This is a genomic window from Paraplanobispora takensis (genome assembly GCF_016863195.1).
In the GTDB taxonomy this organism is placed as follows: Bacteria; Actinomycetota; Actinomycetes; order Streptosporangiales; family Streptosporangiaceae; genus Planobispora; species Planobispora takensis.
This window is the reverse complement of record NZ_BOOK01000024.1, coordinates 158093-175630: the sequence shown is the minus strand read 5'-3', so window position 1 is coordinate 175630 and position 17538 is coordinate 158093. Positions and strand designations below refer to the sequence as shown.

The following is a 17538-nucleotide window of genomic DNA, read 5'->3' as shown; positions in this document are numbered from 1 at the left end:
GCCGACCGGTCCCGCGCGGATCGGGGAGCGGGTGCCGGATGCCACAATCGGGGTGGCCGGCGATCCCGGCCGCCCCGTTGTCCTTGTTCCACGCCCATGACCTGGAGTGTGCGGAGATGTCCGTCGAGCGTGTCCTTCCCACCCCCGAGGCCCACGACCTGCTGGACCTGGTCCGTGACCTGATCGGCAAGGAGGTCGCGCCCCGGGCCGCGGCCGACGAGTCCGCCGGGCGCTTCCCCCGCGAGGTGTTCACCACTCTCGGCGCGGCGGGCCTGCTGGGCCTGCCGTACCCCGAGGAGCACGGCGGGGCCGCGCAGCCGTACGAGGTCTACCTCCAGGTGATCGAGGAGCTCGCGGCGGGCTGGCTGGCGGTCGGGCTGGGACTGTCGGTGCACACCCTGTCGTGCTTCCCGGTCGCCGCCTACGGCACCGACGCCCAGCGCGGGGAACTGCTCCCGGCGATGCTCGGCGGCGAGCTGCTGGGCGCCTACTGCCTGTCGGAGCCCCACTCCGGCTCCGACGCCGCGGCCCTGACGACCAAGGCCGTCCGCGACGCCGACGGTTACGCCGTGGACGGCGTGAAGGCCTGGATCACCCACGGCGGCGCCGCCGACTTCTACACCCTCATGGCCCGCACTTCCCCCGACGGGGCGCGCGGCATCTCCTGCTTCCACGTGCCCGCCACCGTGCCGGGGCTGTCGTTCGGCGAGCCGGAGCGCAAGATGGGCATGAAGTCCTCGCCGACCGCCCAGGTCCGCTTCGACGGGGTACGGCTGGCGCCCGAGGCGCTGGTGGGCGCCGAGGGCGAGGGCTTCCGCATCGCGATGGCGGCCCTGGACGGCGGCCGGCTCGGCATCGCCGCCTGCGCCGTCGGCGTGGCGCAGGCCGCGTTCGAGGCGGCCTCCTCCTATGCCGGGGAGCGCAGCCAGTTCGGCTCGCGCATCGTCGACTTCCAGGGCGTGTCCTTCATGCTGGCCGACATGGCCACCCAGATCGCCGCGGCCCGTGCCCTCTACCTCGAGGCGGCCCGCGCCCGTGACGCGGGCCGGCCGTACGGCACGCAGGCGGCGATGGCCAAGCTTTTCGCCACCGACATGTGCATGAAGGTCACCACCGACGCCGTGCAGGTGCTCGGCGGCTACGGCTACGTGGAGGACTTCCCGGTCGAGCGCTACATGCGTGAGGCCAAGGTCCTGCAGATCGTCGAGGGCACCAACCAGGTCCAGCGCCTGGTCATCGGCCGCGCCATCGCCAAGAGCGGCCGCTGAGGTCCCGGCCCCGGCTTCCGCGGTGAGCCCGATCGGGGCCGCCGACGAACAGGCCGGGGCATTTCGGGCACTTCCGGTTACCCTGGTGGTGAGGTGTGACCGACATGTCCGTGACGCTCGTCTTCAACCACCGTCCGCGCATCGATCCCGTCCTGGAGGCCGAGACGGTCTGCTGGGTCTGCGGCGTGGCGGTCGACCCGGCGGACAGGTCCCTGCACCGGGGCGAGATCGCGCCCGCGCCGCCGGCCCCGGACGATCTGCCCCTGCTGGAGGACGTCACCCGGATCGTCCGCGCCGAGCTGGCCGAGACCCCGGTCTCGCTGACCGACGACCAGCTCGACCTGCTGGCCCGCCGCGCCGCCCGGGCCCTGTACCACCGCGGCGCCATCCGCGCCCGCAACCGCTGGCACCCCGCCTGACGGAGGTCTCCGGGACGGGCCACAGGATCGTCGGAGACGATCAGTAGCGTCCCGGCCGTGTCCGCTGAGACCCGCCCCTTTCCACCGGCAGGTGGCGCCGTGACCCTGCGGCGCTGTGCGCCCTGCGGCCCCGTGGCCGCGCCTGAGGGGGCGCGGCCACGGGTGCCTGTCAGGCGAGGATGAGCACGCTCACCAGGTTGTTGCCGAACGGTGATCCGTTGGACAGGACCCATACGCGCTTGTTGCCGAGCAGGGCCGCCTTGGCCAGTTCGAAGGCCCACTGCGGCCAGGTCGAGGAGTAACCGGTGTTGGCGTTCTCGTCGTTGAACTGGACGGAGTGGTTCCCGCTGGAGTTCTGGCCGGCGAAGGCGATCCGGCCGGTGAACGAGCTGATGCTCGCCTGGGTGACCACGTCCATGAGCTGCTGCGGCAGGCCGGGCCGGGAGACGTCCTGGATGACCAGCTCCGCCGACGCCTGTTCGAACTTGAGCGCCACGTCGGACTGTTGGCTCTGTTCCGGCATGTCGATCTCCTGACAGGTAAGAGTGGATATGTCTGACAGTGAATGCTGCAGCCATGTCCTGCCGGAGGGCTTCGGGGGTCGGCCCGGGGAATTCCCTAGTCTCGGCCGCCGGGACCGGGACGTCTTCCGGCGCGGGAAAGTCCTTCCTGGGAAAGTCCTGGGAGAGCCGGGGCGGACCTTCCACGGCGGGGGACGAGCGGAGAAGGTGACCGTATGAGAACACGAGCCGTCATCACCGTGTTGTCCACGCTGCTTCTCGTTCTCCTGGGCGTGCCCGCGACCGCGCAGGCCGGCGGCGCGGCTCCGTTCCCCGAGGTCCTCCCGCTGCCCGACGGGTTCCAGCCGGAGGGGATCGCCACGGGTCCCGGCCCGGTGGCCTACTTCGGGTCGCGTGCCACCGGCGACATCTACCGCGCCGACCTGCGGACCGGCAAGGGGAGGATCATCAGCAAGGGGCCGGGCACGCCGTCGCTCGGGCTCAAGACCGACGGGAGGGGGCGGCTGTTCGTCTCCGGCGGCACCGCCGGGAACGCGCGGGTGGTCGACATCCGCACCGGCGAGGTGATCAGGTCCTACACCCTGGCCACCGGCGCGTCCTTCGTCAACGACGTGGTCCTGACCGGCCGGGCGGCCTGGTTCACCGACTCGGCCAACCCCGTCCTGTACCGGCTGCCCCTCGGGCGCCACGGAAGCCTGCCCGACGAGGCGTTGCCCCTGCCGCTCACCGGCGACATCGTGTACGGCGCCGGCGTCAACGCCAACGGCATCGCCGAGACGCCCGACGGCAGGTCGCTGCTCATCGTGCAGTCCAACACCGGCACGCTGTTCCGCGTGAACCCCGCCACCGGCGTCACCACGCGCGTGGAACTGGGCGGGGAGACGCTGACCAACGGGGACGGGCTGCTGCTGATCGGCCGCACGCTGTACGTCGTGCAGAACCGCCTCAACACGGTGGCGGTGATCCACCTCAGCCGCGACGGATCCTCGGGCCGGGTCGTCGACCGGCTGACCGATCCGGACTTCGACGTGCCGACCACGGTGGGGGCGTTCGGCGACCGGCTCTACCTCCCCAACGCCCGGTTCACCACCACGCCCACCCCGGCGACCCCGTACACCGCGGTCTCCGTCCCCAGGCGGTGAGCGGTCCGGAAATCCCCTTCCGGTGATCGCCTTTTGCGGGGTGCGATCGGGCAATATTGGGCCATGACTGTGGACACTTGGCTCGTCGTCGGCCTGGACAACGGTGGAACCGCCAACAACGCCACCGTGCTCGACTCCTCGGGGCGCTTCCTGGTCGACACCTTGGTGGAGAACCCGAGTTTCGTGCGGCAGGGGCCCGAGGTCGCGATCCCGGCGCTGGAGCAGGCGTTCGACAACGTGCTCGGACGCGTCGGGGCGACGAGGACCCAGGTCCGGGCCGTGGGGCTGGACACCCCCGGCCCGGCCAGCGCGGACGGGGTCATCTCCTCCAAGGGGGGCACCAACTTCGGCCACCCCGACTGGCGCGGGTTCGACTTCCGCGCGGCGCTGGAGGCCCGGCTGGGGATCCCGGTCGTCTACAACAACGACGGCAACGCCGCGGCCCTGTACGCCCACCACCTGCACTTCGGGGCCGTCGCCGCCACCGGGCACTCCTCCGTCTCGGCGATCGTGGGCACCGGCCTGGGCGGCGGGGTGATCGAGTCCGGGGTGGTCGTCAAGGGGGCCGCGGGCATGGCCGGGGAACTCGGCCACGTCCACATCCCGTTGCACGGCCTCCTTGAGGACGATCAGCCGCTGCCCCGGTGCAACTGCGGCTTCATCGGCGACGCCGAGAGTGTGGCGTCCCTGACGGGCATCGAGCTCAACCTGCTGCCGTACTGGCTGACCCGCTTCCCCGGCCACGAGCTCGGCGCGGTCGAGCCCGCCGGCAAGGCGGCCAAGCTGCTGCGGGGCCACGCCGAGAACGGCGACGAGATGGCGCTGAAGATCTTCGAGCAGCAGGCGATGGCGCTGGGCCGGCTGTTCACGATCGCCGCCAACTTCACCGATCCCGACGCCTACTTCGTCGGGGGCGGCGTCGTGGAGGCCGCCCCGCACTTCCGCGAGTGGTTCCTGGACAAGGTCCGCGAGAACACCCTTCTGCGCACCGAGCAGAAGCGGGCGGCGACCATCTCGCTGGTCCGCGATCTGGACATGGCCGGCGCCCGGGGCGCGGCCCTGGCCGCGCTGGCGCAGGTGCCCGGCCGCTGAGCGCCCGCGGGGCAGGCGGCGGATCCGGATCGTGACCATGGGCGGGCCACGGGGTGGCCGGTATCACGCTACCTTGGGCGGGTGGAGGAGATCGACCGCCGGATCGTGACGTTGCTGGCCAAGGACGGCCGGATGAGCTTCACCGACCTGGCCCGGGAGACCGGGCTGTCGGTGTCGGCGGTGCACCAGCGGGTGCGCCGGTTGGAGAGGCGCGGGGTCGTGCGGGGTTACGCGGCCCTGGTGGACTACGACGCGGTCGGGCTCCCCCTCACCGCGTTCGTCTCCATCAAGCCCATCGACCCGGCCGCCGCCGACGACGCCCCCGTACGGCTGGCCCACCTGAGCGCCATCGAGGCCTGCCACAGCGTCGCGGGCGATGAGAGCTACATCCTCAAGGTGCGCGTGTCCTCGCCCCTCGCCCTTGAGGAACTGCTCAGCCAGATCCGCGTGGCGGCCAACGTCTCCACCCGCACCACGGTCGTCCTCAGCACGCCGTACGAACACCGCTCCCCGGACCTGACCGACGCCGGAGCCGAGCCGGAGCCGGAGAAGCACTGAGAGAGCGCGGCGGTCCGCCGCGGTTCAGCCGGAGCCGGACGGGGCTTCCCGGCCGGAGTCGGCCGGGGCTTCGATCGGGAACAGGATCGGGCTGAGCAGATACTGCGCGCGATCGGGTGCGGACTGGTTGGCCAGCCGGGGCAGGAGTGCGCCGCGCACCCGCCGCTCGTCGGCCACCTGTTCTTTCCCGGCGCGGGCCCCTCCACGCCCGCCGGATACGACCCTCCGCAACACGTCGACCCGGCTGTCGTCGCCGACATCGCCGGGTGGCCGGCTCCCGGGCGCCGGCCGTGGAGGATACGCCCGCACGCCTGAGACGCCCGCGCGCGTGTTTCCCTCACTCCCCGAATCCCCGCCCTCTCAGATGGGAGACCAGTTCGCGGATGGTCTCGTATCCGAGCCAGCCGGCGCCACCGGCACCGAGTTCCTCGAGACCGCCGAGGAGTGCCGTGGATCCGCCGGGACGTTCTCGCGCGAGCTGCGGATCCTCGAATATGAGCCCCTGAGGGGGTACGGACATCAGCCGGGCACCGGCGGGCAGAGGCGCGCCCAGGTCGACGACAGGCTGCTCACGGGCCGGTCGTTCCCGGGGGAAGGCGAGAACTCCGGTGCCGGCGGGCAGCGCCTTCTCGAAGTCCGCGACCGACTTGTCAGGCTTCCACTGATCGGCGGGTAGCGTCGGATCACTCAGCACCGCGCCCTGGGAAAGTTCGATGAAGACGAGCCCGCGGGCGATGGAAGAGCGCCCTTTGACGCCCTTGAGCGGTTCTGTCACGCGCATGCGCAATACGACGCGGTAGTCGAGCACGCCGGTGCCGCTGTCAAGGGTGGGACCCTGCTGCCAGCCGTCGATGACTCCGGCGGCCACGACGGGCCGGTCCTCGGCGAGCTCCTCCGGTGTCCGGTAGGCGGGGAAGTCGTAGTGCGATGTCCGGAGCACGGACACGTCGAGGGATCCCTTGGGCCCGGTGCGCACGTGACCCGTGGGACCACCGGCTTCCGCGCCGGCGCCGGCGCTGCACGCCGACAGGGCCGTGACCACCGCGAGAGCCAGACCGAAGACCGTACGCTTCCTCATCCGGAGCCCCACGTCCAAGGACGCATGACCGCTTCCATCGGTACCGCTCGCGACGTCAACGGGTGTGTCGCGACCGCCAACGGGCGGCTGGGGCACCTTGTCCTGCATTCGTCCTGGCATCGGGGGACCGGCTGGTCTGCGGTGAGGCGCAGCGCGGGTGGGCGACGCCCGGCCCACCGCGGACGCGCTTCACGGGTGGGCGACACCCTGGCCGTGGGTGCGGCCCGGGTGGGGGTCACCTCTTCGGGCGGGCGATGAGCGAGGTGATGATGACCATCAGGGCGATGATCACTGCGACGATGACGATCGCTGTCGGCCAATCCATGACAGCCTCCTTTCGCGGAGCGGTCGTGTCACCGCTCCGGGCGCCGCGGGGCCGGCCGTACCGGCGACGGGGGCCGCCGACGGCCTGCTCTCCGCGGGTACTCCCGATTCCAGCGTGGAGCGGGACGTCGCCGGGCGATACCGGCGAACGTCCCGCGGCGGCGGGCCGTAGGCCACATCGTGCGCGTCCCGGCAGACCGGTCATGGGCCGGTGCCGGGAGGCGCGGCGGAGCGGGGGGAGCCGAGGCTCCGGGACAGGGCGCGGGCCGTGGCGCGTACCGCGGGGGACAGGCCGCGCGGTTCGGCTCCGCCCGCCGGGACGACGACCGACAGCGCCGCGACGACGCTGTCGTCCCCGCCGCGCACCGGTGCGGCCACGGCGACCACCGGGCCCGGCTCCGAGCGTTCGACGACCGCCAGTCCCGTCCTGCGCACCTCCGCCAGGGTCCGCCGGAGGGCGGCGGGGGAGACGGGGACGCCCTCGGGCTCGTGGACCAGCGGCCGGGCCAGGATCTGGTCCTGGAAGCGGGCCTCGGCGTGCGCCAGCAGTACCAGGCCGACGCCGGTGGAGTGCAGGGGCAGCCGTCCGCCGACGCGGTAGAGCACGTTGACGGCGTCGCGGGCCGACAGCCGCTCGACGAGCAGCGCCTCGGCGCCGTCGCGCACCGCGAGCAGGACGTGCTGGTGGGTCGCCTCGTACAGGTCCTCCATGTACGGCAGCGCCACCTCGCGCAGCCCGTGCCCGCGCGGGGCGAGCGAGGCCAGCTCCCACAGCCGCAGGCCGATCACGTACCGGCCGTCGGCGCCGCGCTCCAGCGCGCCCAGCTGCAGCAGGCGCCGGGCCAGCCGCAGGGCCGTGCTCGGCGGCGTGCCGCTGGCCCGGCTCAGTTCGGCCAGGGTCATGGAGCGGCGGGCCGCGGTGAAGGCGGTGAGCAGGGCGAAGGCCCGGTCGATCACGGGTTCGCCGTGCGCCGGCCGGCGGCCCCGGGGCGCGGGGGAGGCACCGGAAGCGTTCGTCACCTGTGCAGTGTGCCCCACGACCGCAGTGTGCCCCACGACCGCGGCGTGCTCCGCGGTCGGGAGGACCCGCGGCCGCAGTACGCCCCGCGACGCGCCCGGAAGGGGACACCCCGAAAAGGACATCGAAAGGAGCGCCCGGGAATCTGCGGAGAGCGCCGCCGGGACATCGCACCGCGTGTGCCGTTCAATGAAATTCCGGCTGGTGCCGATGGTGACGTCGTCCTAGTTTTGCCGGTCAGCGGGCGTGATGCCCGTCACACGGAGAATCGATCCGATTGCGAGGAAGGCCGATGACCGCGCAGTTCGCGCAGCCCGGCGCCCGGGGCTTCTCCCTCCCGGGAGAGCCCGTGCCGTTCTTCCTGGAGGCGGGGGAGGGCGAGCGGGCGCACCTGTTCGACTCGCTGGTCACCGTCCTGCTCAGCAAGGACGAGACCCAGGGGCAGTTCGGCGTCTTCACGCTGGCGGCGCCCAAGGGCGAGGCCATCCCCACGCACGCGCACGCCGACGTCCACGAGATCTTCTTCGTGCTCGGCGGCCGGGCGCGGGTGTGGATCCAGGACGCGGCGGGCGAGCGGCTGGAGAGGCTGCTGAAGCCGGGCGACTTCGGATACGTCCCGGCCGGTCTGCCGCACACCTTCCGGGTGGAGGCCGACGACACCAGGATCCTCGGAGTCTGCACCGGCGGGTTCGAGCGGTTCTTCGCCGCCGCCGGGACCCGCACGGACTCCTTCGCACTGCCGGACCCGCCGTACGCGCCCTCCCCGGAGCGGCTCGCCGCGGCCGGGCGCGAGTTCCGCAACGAGTTCCGCTTCGACCTGCGGCTGGACGGCTGAGGTGACCGCACCGCCCGCCCGGCACCCGGACCGGTCTTCCGCCGGGTCCCGGGACCGGCCGGGCCCCCCGGAGCAGCCCGCCGCCCGGCTCCCGGCCCCGGAGACCTCCCCGGGCGGCTCCCGGCTGCTGCGCGGCGTCGAGTACGCCGCGCCGATCGGGTTCCGGCCGCTCCTGCTCGACCTCTACCTGCCCGCCGGAGCGAGCCGGCCCGCGCCCGTCGTGGTCTTCCTGCACGGCGGCGGGTGGCAGGGCGGGAGCCGCGGCCGCTTCGGACCCGCCTTCGACTCCTGGCCGCAGAGCCCGTTCGACCTGCTGGCCGGGGCCGGCTTCGCGGTCGCCTCGATCGACTACCGGCTCAGCGGGGAGGCGGTCTTCCCCGCCCAGCTGCACGACGGCAAGGCCGCGCTGCGCTGGCTGCGGGCGCACGGCGCCGGGCTCGGGCTCGACGCCGGCCGGGTCGTGCTGTGGGGCGAGTCGGCCGGCGGCCACCTCGCCGCCCTGCTCGGCCTGACGGCCGGCCGCCCCGAGTTCGAGGGCGGGGTGGGAGTCCCGGGGCCGTCGGTGACGGTCGCGGGGGTCGTCGACTGGTACGGCCCCGCCGACCTGCGCACCATGCAGAACCAGTCCCGCCCGGACGCGGTGACCGCCCCCGACGCCCCCGACTCCCGGGAGGCCCGGCTGATCGGCGCGCCGGTGCCGCAGGCGCCGGAGCTGGCCGAGGCGGCCAGCCCGGTCGCCCACGTCCCCGCCGATCCGCCGCCCTTCCTCCTGGCGCACGGTACGGCCGACCGGTTCGTCCCCTGCGCACAGAGCGAGCAGCTCGCGCAGGCGCTGCGTACCGCCGGAGGCCGGGTGAGCCTGCGGCTGATCGAGGGCGCCGACCACCTGTGGATCGGGCCGGCGGACGGCGAGGCCCTCTTCCGTGAGGCGCTGGAGTTCGCCCGCCGCCTCGTGCGGCGGGTCCCGGCCGGCACGTCCTGAGACCTTCCACCGCGAACCCCCGACGAGGAGCCATCACCCCATGAAACCGGCCACCACCGGATCCCCGCACGAGCGGCTCGACGCGCTGCCGGCCCAGGTGCTCGACTCCGTGGGAGGCGAGGACGAGCGGCTGCGCGAGCTGATCGCGGGCATCGTCACGCACCTGCACGCCTTCGTGCGCGAGACCAGGCCCACCGAGGCCGAATGGCTGCGGGCCGTGGACTTCCTGGTCCGCACCGGGCACGCCTGCACCGACAGGCGCAACGAGTTCATCCTGCTGTCCGACATGCTGGGCCTGACCTCGGCCGTCGACGAGGTCAACCACACCGGCCCGCCGACCATGACCCCCAGCTCGGTCGAGGGACCCTTCCACTCGCCGGCCCCGCCCCGCCCGATGGGCGCCTGGATCGCCGAGGGGCCCGAGCGCGACCGGGGCGAGGCCGCCGTCGTGCACGGCCGGGTCACCGACTGCGACGGGCGCCCGCTGCCCGGCGCCGTGCTCGACATCTGGCAGGCCGACGACGCCGGGCTGTACGACAGTCAGGACGCCGCGCAGCCGGAGGGCAACCTGCGGGCCCTGCTGACCACGGGCGAGGACGGCTCCTACTGGTTCCGTACGGTACGGCCGAGCAGCTACCCGGTGCCCACCGACGGCCCGGTCGGCGAGCTGCTGCGCGCGCTGGGCCGCCACCCCATGCGGCCGGCCCACGTCCACATCCGGGTCGAGGCGGCCGGGCACCGGCCGCTGACCACCCACATCTTCGTCGACGGCGACCCCTACCTCGGCTCGGACGCCGCCTTCGCGGTCAAGGACGCGCTCGTCGCGCCCTTCCGCCCGTGCGACGACCCGGCCGCGGCGGATCGCTTCGAGATGAAGGGCCCGTTCCTGGAGGCCGAGTTCGACATCCGGCTGGTCGCGCACGACGTCCGGCCGGTCGCGGAAGGAGAGGCGCGATGAGGCTCATCGGCATGGCCACCGGCGGGGACCGCGGCAGGCGGCAGGTCACCGTCGGCGTCCTGGCGGAGGGCGCCGTCACGCCCCTGGCGGAGGTCACCGACTTCTACGCGGACCTGCCGCACTGGCTGGAGGAGGCGCGCGCGGCCGGAGAGGGCACGGTGCCGCTGGCGGAGGTGGAGCTCGCGCCGCCCGTGCCGCCCTCGGCCCGGGTGCTGTGCATCGGGCTCAACTACCGGGCGCACGCCGCCGAGGGCGGGTTCCGGCCGCCGGAGCACCCGACGGTGTTCGGCCGGTGGACCGCCTCGCTGTCGGTGACCGGCACGCCGGTGCCGGTGCCCGCCAACGAGCCGGGACTGGACTGGGAGGGCGAGGTCGCCGCGATCGTCGGCGCCCGGCTGACCGACGCCGGCGAGGAGGAGGCCGAGGCCGGCGTCCTGGGCTACGCCGTCTTCAACGACCTCACCGCCCGCACCGCCCAGAAGCTCACCACGCAGTGGACGCTGGGCAAGAACGCCGATCTCAGCGGGCCGATGGGCCCCATCGTCACCGCCGACGAGGCCGGCAGCCCGGCCGACGGCCTTCGTCTGGTCACCCGGGTCAACGGCGAGGTCGTGCAGGACGGCGACACCCGGGACATGATCTTCACCGTGCCGGAGCTGCTCTCGCGGATCAGCGCCACGATGACGCTCCACCCCGGCGACGTCATCGCCACCGGCACCCCCGAGGGCGTCGGCTACGTCCGCACGCCGCCGCGGCTGCTGGCGCCCGGCGACGTGGTGGAGGTCGAGGTCGAACGGCTGGGCCTGCTGCGCACCCCCGTCACCGACGCCTCGGCGCGGAGCGGCGCATGACCCGGCCCGCGACGCAGGTGATGATCGCCGGCGGCGGTCCCGCCGGTCTCGCGGCGGCCGTCGAGCTCGGGCGGCGCGGGATCCGCACCTGCCTGGTCGAGCCGCGCATCACCCTGGACGAGGACCGCCCGCGGGCCAAGACCACCAGCATCCGCACCATGGAGCACCTGCGCCGCTGGGGCGTGGCCGACCGGCTGCGCGCCGCCGCGCCGCTGCCGGTCTCCTGGTCGCAGGACGTCGCCTTCTGCACCGCCCTGCTCGGCACGGAGCTCACCCGCTTCCGCAACGCCTTCGGACTGTACGAGGGCCGCGACGAGCGCTGGGCCGAGCCCGGCCAGCAGGTGCCGCAGCCGGTCGTCGAGCGGGTGCTGCGCAAGGTCGTCTCCGAGCTGTCGTGTGTCACGTTCCTGACCGGGCACACGGTCACCGCGATCGATCAGGACGAAGGCTCCGTGCGCGCCGCGGTCGCCGACGGCGACGGCTCCGCCCGCGTGATCGAGGCGGAGTACCTGCTGGGATGCGACGGCGCGGGCGGCGTCAGCCGTACGGCCGCCGGGGTGGCCTACACCGGCTCCTCCGGCGAGCGCCCCAACCTCAGCGTCGTCTTCCGGGCGCCGGGCCTGGGGCAGGAGGTGCCTCTGGATCCGGCCGTGCAGTACTGGGTGATCAGTCCGGAGGTCTCCGGCCTGATGGGCCGGATGGACCTGGACGACCGGTGGTGGGCGATCGTCCAGCGGGTCGACGTGCGCACCTCTGCCCCGGACCCGCAGGCGCTGGTGCGCTCCCTCATCGGGGCGGAGTACGGCGGGCCCGTGCACGTCCTGGGCACCGACCCCTGGGTCGCCCGGATGCTGCTGGCGGACCGCTACCGTTCGGGCCGGGTGTTCCTGGTCGGCGACGCCGCCCACCTCAACCCCCCGTGGGGCGGGCACGGCTTCAACACCTGCGTCGGCGACGCGGTGAACATCGGCTGGAAGCTCGCCGCCGTGCTCCAGGGCTGGGGCGGTACGGCGCTGCTGGACAGCTACGAGGCCGAGCGCCGCCCGGTCGCCGCGCAGACCATCGCCGACAGCTCCGCCCAGGAGAAACTGCTCGCCCCCTCCTTCGCCGGCCGCCCGCTCACAGGCCTGGGCCCCGAGGCGGAGCGCCTGCGCGCGGAGACGGCCGCCGCGCTGCGGGTCAAGGCCGGGGAGGTCTACAGCGAGGGACTCGTCCTGGGCTATCACTACGCCGGCTCCCCGGCGGTCGTCGACGACGGCTCGCCCGTGCCGTCCCACACCCCGCAGACCTACCACGGCTCGGCCCGGCCGGGCGCCCGCCTGCCGCACGCCTGGCTCCGTGACGGCCGCTCCCTGTTCGACGCCCTCGGACCGGGCCTGACCCTGCTGCGCCTGTCCGCCGACGCCGATCCCGCCGTGCTGGAGGCCCCGGCCCGGGCGCGCGGCGTGCCGTTCACGGTGGCCGACCTGACGGGCGAGGGCCTGTTCGACCGGTACGGCGCGCCGCTGCTGGTGGTCCGTCCCGACCAGCACGTCGCCTGGCGCGGGAGCGGCGACGCCGACGGCGGGCGGATCCTCGACACCGTCCTGGGCGCCGGCTCCTGAGCGGCGACCCGCCCGTCCCCGCGGGGACGGGCGGGTCGCCGTCCCGGCCGTCTCACAGGTCGGTGGCGATGATCTTCTCGATGTTCCGCTCGGCCAGGGCCGTGATGGTGACGAACGGGTTGACGCTGGTGTTGCCGGGGATCAGCGCGCCGTCGATGACGTACAGGCCGGGATAGGCCGTCAGGCGGCCGTAGTTGTCGGTGGCCTTGTTCAGCACCGCGCCGCCGAGCGGGTGGTAGGTGAGGTGGTCGCCCCAGATCTTGTAGACGCCGAACAGGTCGGTCCGGTAGATCGTCCCCTCCTTGGAGTTGATCTTGTCGAAGATCGTCTTGGCCATGGTGATGGACGGCTGCTTCCAGGCGGCCTGCCAGTTCAGATCGACCCTGCCCGCCGCGGCGTTCCAGGAGAACTGGGCGCGGTTGGGGTTGTTGGTGATCGACAGATAGAACGAGGCGTAGGTCTCGATCCCGGTGGGCAGCGGCGCCACCTCGGCGAACGCGCCGCCGGCCGCCCAGTTGTCGATGCCGCAGCAGGGGATTGACGACTGGAGCGCGCCGGTCGGGTCCCACATGTGGTTGGCGCGCCCGCACATGACGTTGCCGTTGTCGCCCCACCCCCTGCCGACCTCGCCGTTCAGGCCGGGCAGCGCGCCGGTGGCCTTCAGCTTGACCAGCAGCTTGCTGGTGCCGACGCTGCCGGCGGCGAAGAAGACCCGGTCGGCGGTCACGGTCTTGGTGGCCGTGACGGCGCCGGTGGTGCTGAGCTGCTCGATGACGACCGTGTAGCGGCCGCCGGAGGCCGGGGCGACCGAGGTGACCTTGTGCAGCGGGGAGACGGCGACCCTGCCGGTGGCCCTGGCCCGGGCGAGGTAGGTCTGCTGCAGGGACTTCTTGCCGTGGTTGTTGCCGTAGAGGATCTCGCCGGCCAGCGCCGACTTGGGAACGGCTCCCGCCGCCTCCTGCTTCATGTAGTCCCAGTCGTACACGTCGGGCACGAAGACGAACGGGAAGCCGGAGCGCTGGGCGTGCTTGCGGCCGACCCGGGCGTACTGGTAGCAGGCGGTGGAGTCGAACCAGGCCGGGTCGATCACGCCGACCCCGAGCTCGGCGTTGGCGCGCGGGTAGTAGACGTTGTACATCTCGTCGGGGTTCACCGAGGGCAGGACGGCGCCGAAGTTCTCGCGCCGGGGCGTGACGGCCATGCCGCCGTTGACCAGCGAGCCGCCGCCGACGCCGCGGCCCTGGTAGACCGTGATGCCGCCGAATTCCTCGGCGTCCAGGATCCCGGTGTGGCGGGGGATGTCGCGATCGATCGGGAAGCCGAGGAAGTAGTTGAGCGGCGCCTTGGTCCTGGTGCGCAGCCAGTAGGACCGGTAGTCCGGCTCGCGCGTGTTGCAGAAGATCTTGCCGTCGGAGCCGGGGGTGTCCCAGGCCATGCCCATCTCGATCATGTGCACGTCGACGCCCGCCTGGGCCAGGCGCAGGGCGGCGACGGCGCCGCCGTACCCGGTGCCGATGACCAGGGCGGGGACGTGGGCTCCGGAGGGGATCGGGGCGACCGGGGCGCTCTGGGCCCAGGCCGCGGGGGTGCGGCCGGCCAGGGCGGCGACTCCCAGCAGGGAGCCGGTCCCGGCGATGAAGCCGCGGCGCGAGACTGTTCGGGGGACGGGGGATGCGGTGGTGTCACCCATGTGACGGTCCTCACTCTCGACGAAATGAGAAATGGTCGTGCTCGGGTTTCTCGCGCCTTGAGATATGGGGTCGTGCTCGTCTACACGGGTTCGTCCGGCAGGGGGTTCCCTCTGAGGAGGGTGTCTGTGAGGAGGTTCGTCTGCGGGGGTCGTCGCCGTCAGGGCGTGGGCGTCCGCTTCCCCGCGGGGGAGGAGCCGCCGGTCAGCACGCACACGGTGTCCAGGCCCAGCACGTGGTTGAGCCGGCCGAAGGCCAGCCAGGAGCCGATGCTCATGCTCAGCTCCACGATCTCGGTCTGGCTGTAGTGCGCGGTCATCCGGTTCCAGAACTCGTCGTCGAGGCCGTGATGGTCAAGGGCGTAGCGCTCGGCGTACTCGGCGGCCAGCCGGGTGCGGTCGTCGAAGGCGCCGGTGGTGCGCCAGTGGGTCACCGCCTCGGCGAAGTCCTCCTCGACCTTCTGCCCGTCGCGCTCGGTGCGCCAGTCCAGGCAGAAGGCGCACCCGTTGATCTGCGCGATCCGCAGCCGCGCGGCCTCGAACTCGCGCAGGCCCAGGGTCGTGTGGGCGTAGACCGCCAGCGAGAAGTTCGAGGCGGCCACCCCGATGCCGGGGACCATCTCGCCCCACACGTACCCGATGGGGTCCTTGCCCTCGGGGATGTCGATCCTCACGGCCGCCTCCTTGCGAGCCTGCCGGGCCGCAGCGGCACGTCGAGCGCGTCGTAGAGCCCGGGTTTGGCCTCCACGAGCCAGTCGACGGCGTTGACCAGCCGGCCGACCGCGGTCGCGTTCCCGCCGGCGGAGCGGTTGCCGCTCTCGTCGACGGCCTCGACCGTGACCTCGATGTGCGGACGTCCCTCGACGATCACCCGGTGCGCCCCGTCGCCGTCGGGCGGCGTCGGCCAGTCCGGCGCGCAGGAGGGGTGGATGCGGGTGACGTGCTCGATGACGATGCGGGGCTCGCCCCCGACTATCCCCTGCACCTCGAACCGGATCGCGCCCTGGGTGCCGGCCTCGAACTCGCCCATCGTCGCGGTGCCCACCGTGGATTCGAGCGGGCGCCGTTCCACGGTCTCGCGGATCTCGTCGAGCTCGACGTCCAGGGCCCGGGCCATCAGCCGTACCTGCCCGCCCCACACCATGGTCGGGACCGTCGGGGCGATCATCGGCGGCTCGTAGTCCATCGGCTGGCCCATGCCGACCAGGTAGCGGACCGCGTCGGGCTGGTCGTAGGTGGTGTAGTCGAAGATCTCCTGACAGCGGATCACGTCCACGTCGGCGGTCAGCCCGCTGATCAGCAGCGGCAGCACGTCGTTGCCCCAGCCGGGGTCGACGCCGGAGACGAACAGCGATCCGCCGCCCTCGGCGACGGCGGCCAGCACCGGCTCCCGCATCTCCGGCGGGGCGTTGCGCTGGTCGTAGAGCGCGTACAGCGAGGGGGTGACGACCACGGCCCCGGCCCGGACCGCCTTGACGACGTCGGCCAGGGCCTCGTCGGGGCGGATGTCGCCGGAGGCGGCGTACACCACGGCGCGGGGGCCGGTGGCCAGCGCCTCGCCGGCGTCGCCGGTCGCCGCGACCCCGAGGTCGCGGCCGAGGCCGGCCAGTTCGCCGGCGTCACGGCCGGCCTTGGCGGGATCGTGGACGATCACCGCGGTGAGCTCCAGCGCCGGATGGGCCTCGACGGCGCGGATGGCCGCGCGGCCGATGTTCCCGGTACCCCAGACGATCGTGGGTATCATGACCGGAGCGTAGCAAGCGCTTGGTTCAGTGCATAGACCTCCTCACAACGCCGGATCGGCCTTGTGCGGCCACCGGCCACGTCAAGATCGACTTTGTGTCAGTGGACAGGTCGGGGGCGACGGCGGCGTTCGACTACGTACGGACGTACCGGGTGAAGAAGTACGCCCGCAGGACGACACCGTGACGACCCGCCGCGAACGGTCGAGGATCTCGGGCAGGCTGCGGTGATCCGGCTGTCGTAGGAGGTCGAGAGCCGTGCCGGCGACGGCGCCGAGTATGACGCCGGGGAGCACTGACAGGCGTTGTGGCCCGGCCGGGTGATCGATCCGCGCCCGCGTGTGCTGGAGGGTGAAGGTGGGGTGGTGTCAAGACACCCGGAGGTGGGGGTGGTGCGGTCAGGATGCCCGGGAGGGGCGGTGGGCGGAGTAGGAGGGGCGGGGCGGGGTGTCGACGGCCTCGGCCAGGGTGTGGAGGAGGATGGCCAGGCGGTGGCGCAGGAGGGCGGGGGAGCGCCGCCGCCCGGGGCCTCGGCGGGCGAGCGCGCGGGAGTGCTCGGCCTCGGCGATGCGCTCGGCGTGCATGGCGATGGCGTGGTGCAGGATCATGTCGGTGTTCATCGCGTGCCTTCCGATCTGGTGATGGAGATGTCGCCGCTGACGGTGCGGATGCCGAGTTCGACCGTGTTCTCGTCCTCGGTGGGCTGATCGTCCTGGCCGAACGGGGTCAGCTCGGAGTTGATCTTCCCGGACAGTGAGCTGACGTCGAGCCACGTCGCGGTGCCGGAGGCGACCCCGACCGAGACGTCGCCGGAGGCGGTGTTCACCGAGACCTGCCCCCCGGCGATCCGGTGGACCCGGATCCGCCCGGAGGCCGACTTGGCGGTGACGTCGCCGCCCGCCTCTCCGATCTCGGCCTCGCCGGAGACGGTGGTCAGGCCGGCCGGGCCGGCGACCGCGCCCAGCCGTACCGCACCCGAGGTGGTCTTCACCGAGGCGGGGCCTTCCGTGACGTCACACCTGACGTCACCCGACGTCGTCCTGACGCGTAGTCCGGCCGCGTGCTCGAGGGTGACGTCACCTGAGGCGGTTGAGATCTCGACGTCGCACAGCGGCCCGGCCGCGCTCACGTCGGCCGAGACGGTGTCGGCGCGCACGTGTGACCCGGAGGGCAGGGCCACGACGACGTCGACGGCGGGGATGCGGCGGAGGCTCCGCAGGTCGGGCGCCTTGACGCTGACGGTGCCGGCGTCGTGCTCGACCCGGACGGACCGGGCGTGGTCGAGGTCGGAGGGATCGGCCGGCCGTATGTCGACCGTGGTGTCCTCGCGGTCGGAGGCCGTGATCCGGAGGCTGCCGCCCGCGAAGTGGGCGCTGAAGGTGATGGGACCCGGCGTGGGGAATGTGGGCATGGCGAAGCTCCCTCTCGATGGAGAAAGGTGAACGGCTCCCTCTCGGCG

The 17538-nt window shown here is 73.0% G+C and carries 19 protein-coding genes; 10 read left to right on the top strand and 9 right to left on the bottom strand.

Annotated elements, in window-relative coordinates:
- Positions 1 to 116: 116 nt before the first annotated feature.
- The gene (locus Pta02_RS17565; protein WP_203875913.1) at positions 117 to 1268 is read left to right on the top strand and encodes an acyl-CoA dehydrogenase family protein; all 1152 of its coding nucleotides are present in this window, start codon (positions 117 to 119) and stop codon (positions 1266 to 1268) included.
- A gap of 104 nt (positions 1269 to 1372) precedes the next feature.
- Positions 1373 to 1687, top strand: coding sequence for a hypothetical protein (locus Pta02_RS17560; RefSeq protein ID WP_203875912.1), 315 nt, complete (start codon positions 1373 to 1375; stop codon positions 1685 to 1687).
- Between the two features lie 169 nt (positions 1688 to 1856).
- Here the strand turns inward: Pta02_RS17560 and Pta02_RS17555 are convergent, their stop codons facing one another.
- Positions 1857 to 2210: a hypothetical protein gene (locus Pta02_RS17555; RefSeq protein WP_203875911.1), complete on the bottom strand. Its 354-nt coding sequence runs from the start codon at positions 2208 to 2210 to the stop codon at positions 1857 to 1859.
- Positions 2211 to 2423: 213 nt separating this feature from the next.
- Between Pta02_RS17555 and Pta02_RS17550 the strand changes: the two genes are divergently transcribed.
- From Pta02_RS17550 to Pta02_RS17540, 3 genes are all read left to right on the top strand, one after another.
- A complete protein-coding gene (locus Pta02_RS17550; protein ID WP_203875910.1) occupies positions 2424 to 3350 on the top strand; it encodes an SMP-30/gluconolactonase/LRE family protein in 927 nt (308 codons plus the stop codon).
- Between the two features lie 63 nt (positions 3351 to 3413).
- A complete protein-coding gene (locus Pta02_RS17545) occupies positions 3414 to 4442 on the top strand; it encodes an ROK family protein (protein ID WP_203875909.1) in 1029 nt (342 codons plus the stop codon).
- Positions 4443 to 4523: 81 nt separating this feature from the next.
- Positions 4524 to 5000, top strand: coding sequence for an Lrp/AsnC family transcriptional regulator (locus Pta02_RS17540; protein WP_203875908.1), 477 nt, complete (start codon positions 4524 to 4526; stop codon positions 4998 to 5000).
- A 24-nt stretch (positions 5001 to 5024) separates the two neighbouring features.
- Here Pta02_RS17540 and Pta02_RS41940 read toward each other — a convergent pair whose 3' ends face one another.
- From Pta02_RS41940 to Pta02_RS17530, 3 genes are all read right to left on the bottom strand, one after another.
- Complete coding sequence (locus tag Pta02_RS41940; RefSeq protein ID WP_275423586.1) at positions 5025 to 5159, bottom strand: hypothetical protein; 135 nt, start codon at positions 5157 to 5159, stop codon at positions 5025 to 5027.
- A gap of 178 nt (positions 5160 to 5337) precedes the next feature.
- Positions 5338 to 6186, bottom strand: coding sequence for a hypothetical protein (locus tag Pta02_RS17535; RefSeq protein WP_203875907.1), 849 nt, complete (start codon positions 6184 to 6186; stop codon positions 5338 to 5340).
- A 417-nt stretch (positions 6187 to 6603) separates the two neighbouring features.
- Complete coding sequence (locus tag Pta02_RS17530) at positions 6604 to 7422, bottom strand: IclR family transcriptional regulator (RefSeq protein WP_239130809.1); 819 nt, start codon at positions 7420 to 7422, stop codon at positions 6604 to 6606.
- A gap of 290 nt (positions 7423 to 7712) precedes the next feature.
- Between Pta02_RS17530 and Pta02_RS17525 the strand changes: the two genes are divergently transcribed.
- Genes Pta02_RS17525 through Pta02_RS17505 form a run of 5 tightly spaced genes read left to right on the top strand, consistent with a single transcriptional unit; the run spans position 7713 to position 12650 of the window.
- Complete coding sequence (locus tag Pta02_RS17525) at positions 7713 to 8255, top strand: quercetin 2,3-dioxygenase (RefSeq protein WP_203875905.1); 543 nt, start codon at positions 7713 to 7715, stop codon at positions 8253 to 8255.
- 1 nt (position 8256) lies between these two features.
- Positions 8257 to 9237, top strand: coding sequence for an alpha/beta hydrolase (locus tag Pta02_RS17520; RefSeq protein WP_203875904.1), 981 nt, complete (start codon positions 8257 to 8259; stop codon positions 9235 to 9237).
- A 40-nt stretch (positions 9238 to 9277) separates the two neighbouring features.
- Positions 9278 to 10195: a dioxygenase family protein gene (locus tag Pta02_RS17515; RefSeq protein WP_203875903.1), complete on the top strand. Its 918-nt coding sequence runs from the start codon at positions 9278 to 9280 to the stop codon at positions 10193 to 10195.
- On the top strand, positions 10192 to 11046 hold the full coding sequence (locus Pta02_RS17510; RefSeq protein WP_239130807.1) for a fumarylacetoacetate hydrolase family protein: 855 nt from the start codon (positions 10192 to 10194) through the stop codon (positions 11044 to 11046). The genes Pta02_RS17515 and Pta02_RS17510 overlap by 4 nt, the downstream gene beginning before the upstream one ends.
- The gene (locus Pta02_RS17505) at positions 11043 to 12650 is read left to right on the top strand and encodes an FAD-dependent monooxygenase (protein ID WP_203875902.1); all 1608 of its coding nucleotides are present in this window, start codon (positions 11043 to 11045) and stop codon (positions 12648 to 12650) included. Before Pta02_RS17510 ends, Pta02_RS17505 begins: the two co-directional genes overlap by 4 nt.
- Positions 12651 to 12702: 52 nt before the next feature.
- Here the strand turns inward: Pta02_RS17505 and Pta02_RS17500 are convergent, their stop codons facing one another.
- From Pta02_RS17500 to Pta02_RS17480, 5 genes are all read right to left on the bottom strand, one after another.
- Positions 12703 to 14340, bottom strand: a complete 1638-nt coding sequence (locus tag Pta02_RS17500; RefSeq protein WP_203875901.1) for a GMC oxidoreductase — start codon at positions 14338 to 14340, stop codon at positions 12703 to 12705.
- A 158-nt stretch (positions 14341 to 14498) separates the two neighbouring features.
- Positions 14499 to 15011, bottom strand: coding sequence for a carboxymuconolactone decarboxylase family protein (locus Pta02_RS17495; protein WP_203875900.1), 513 nt, complete (start codon positions 15009 to 15011; stop codon positions 14499 to 14501).
- Positions 15008 to 16081: an NAD(P)H-dependent amine dehydrogenase family protein gene (locus Pta02_RS17490; RefSeq protein WP_203875899.1), complete on the bottom strand. Its 1074-nt coding sequence runs from the start codon at positions 16079 to 16081 to the stop codon at positions 15008 to 15010. Before Pta02_RS17490 ends, Pta02_RS17495 begins: the two co-directional genes overlap by 4 nt.
- Positions 16082 to 16477: 396 nt before the next feature.
- Positions 16478 to 16699: a hypothetical protein gene (locus Pta02_RS17485; protein ID WP_203875898.1), complete on the bottom strand. Its 222-nt coding sequence runs from the start codon at positions 16697 to 16699 to the stop codon at positions 16478 to 16480.
- Positions 16696 to 17490, bottom strand: coding sequence for a DUF4097 family beta strand repeat-containing protein (locus Pta02_RS17480; protein WP_203875897.1), 795 nt, complete (start codon positions 17488 to 17490; stop codon positions 16696 to 16698). Before Pta02_RS17480 ends, Pta02_RS17485 begins: the two co-directional genes overlap by 4 nt.
- Positions 17491 to 17538 lie beyond the last annotated feature (48 nt).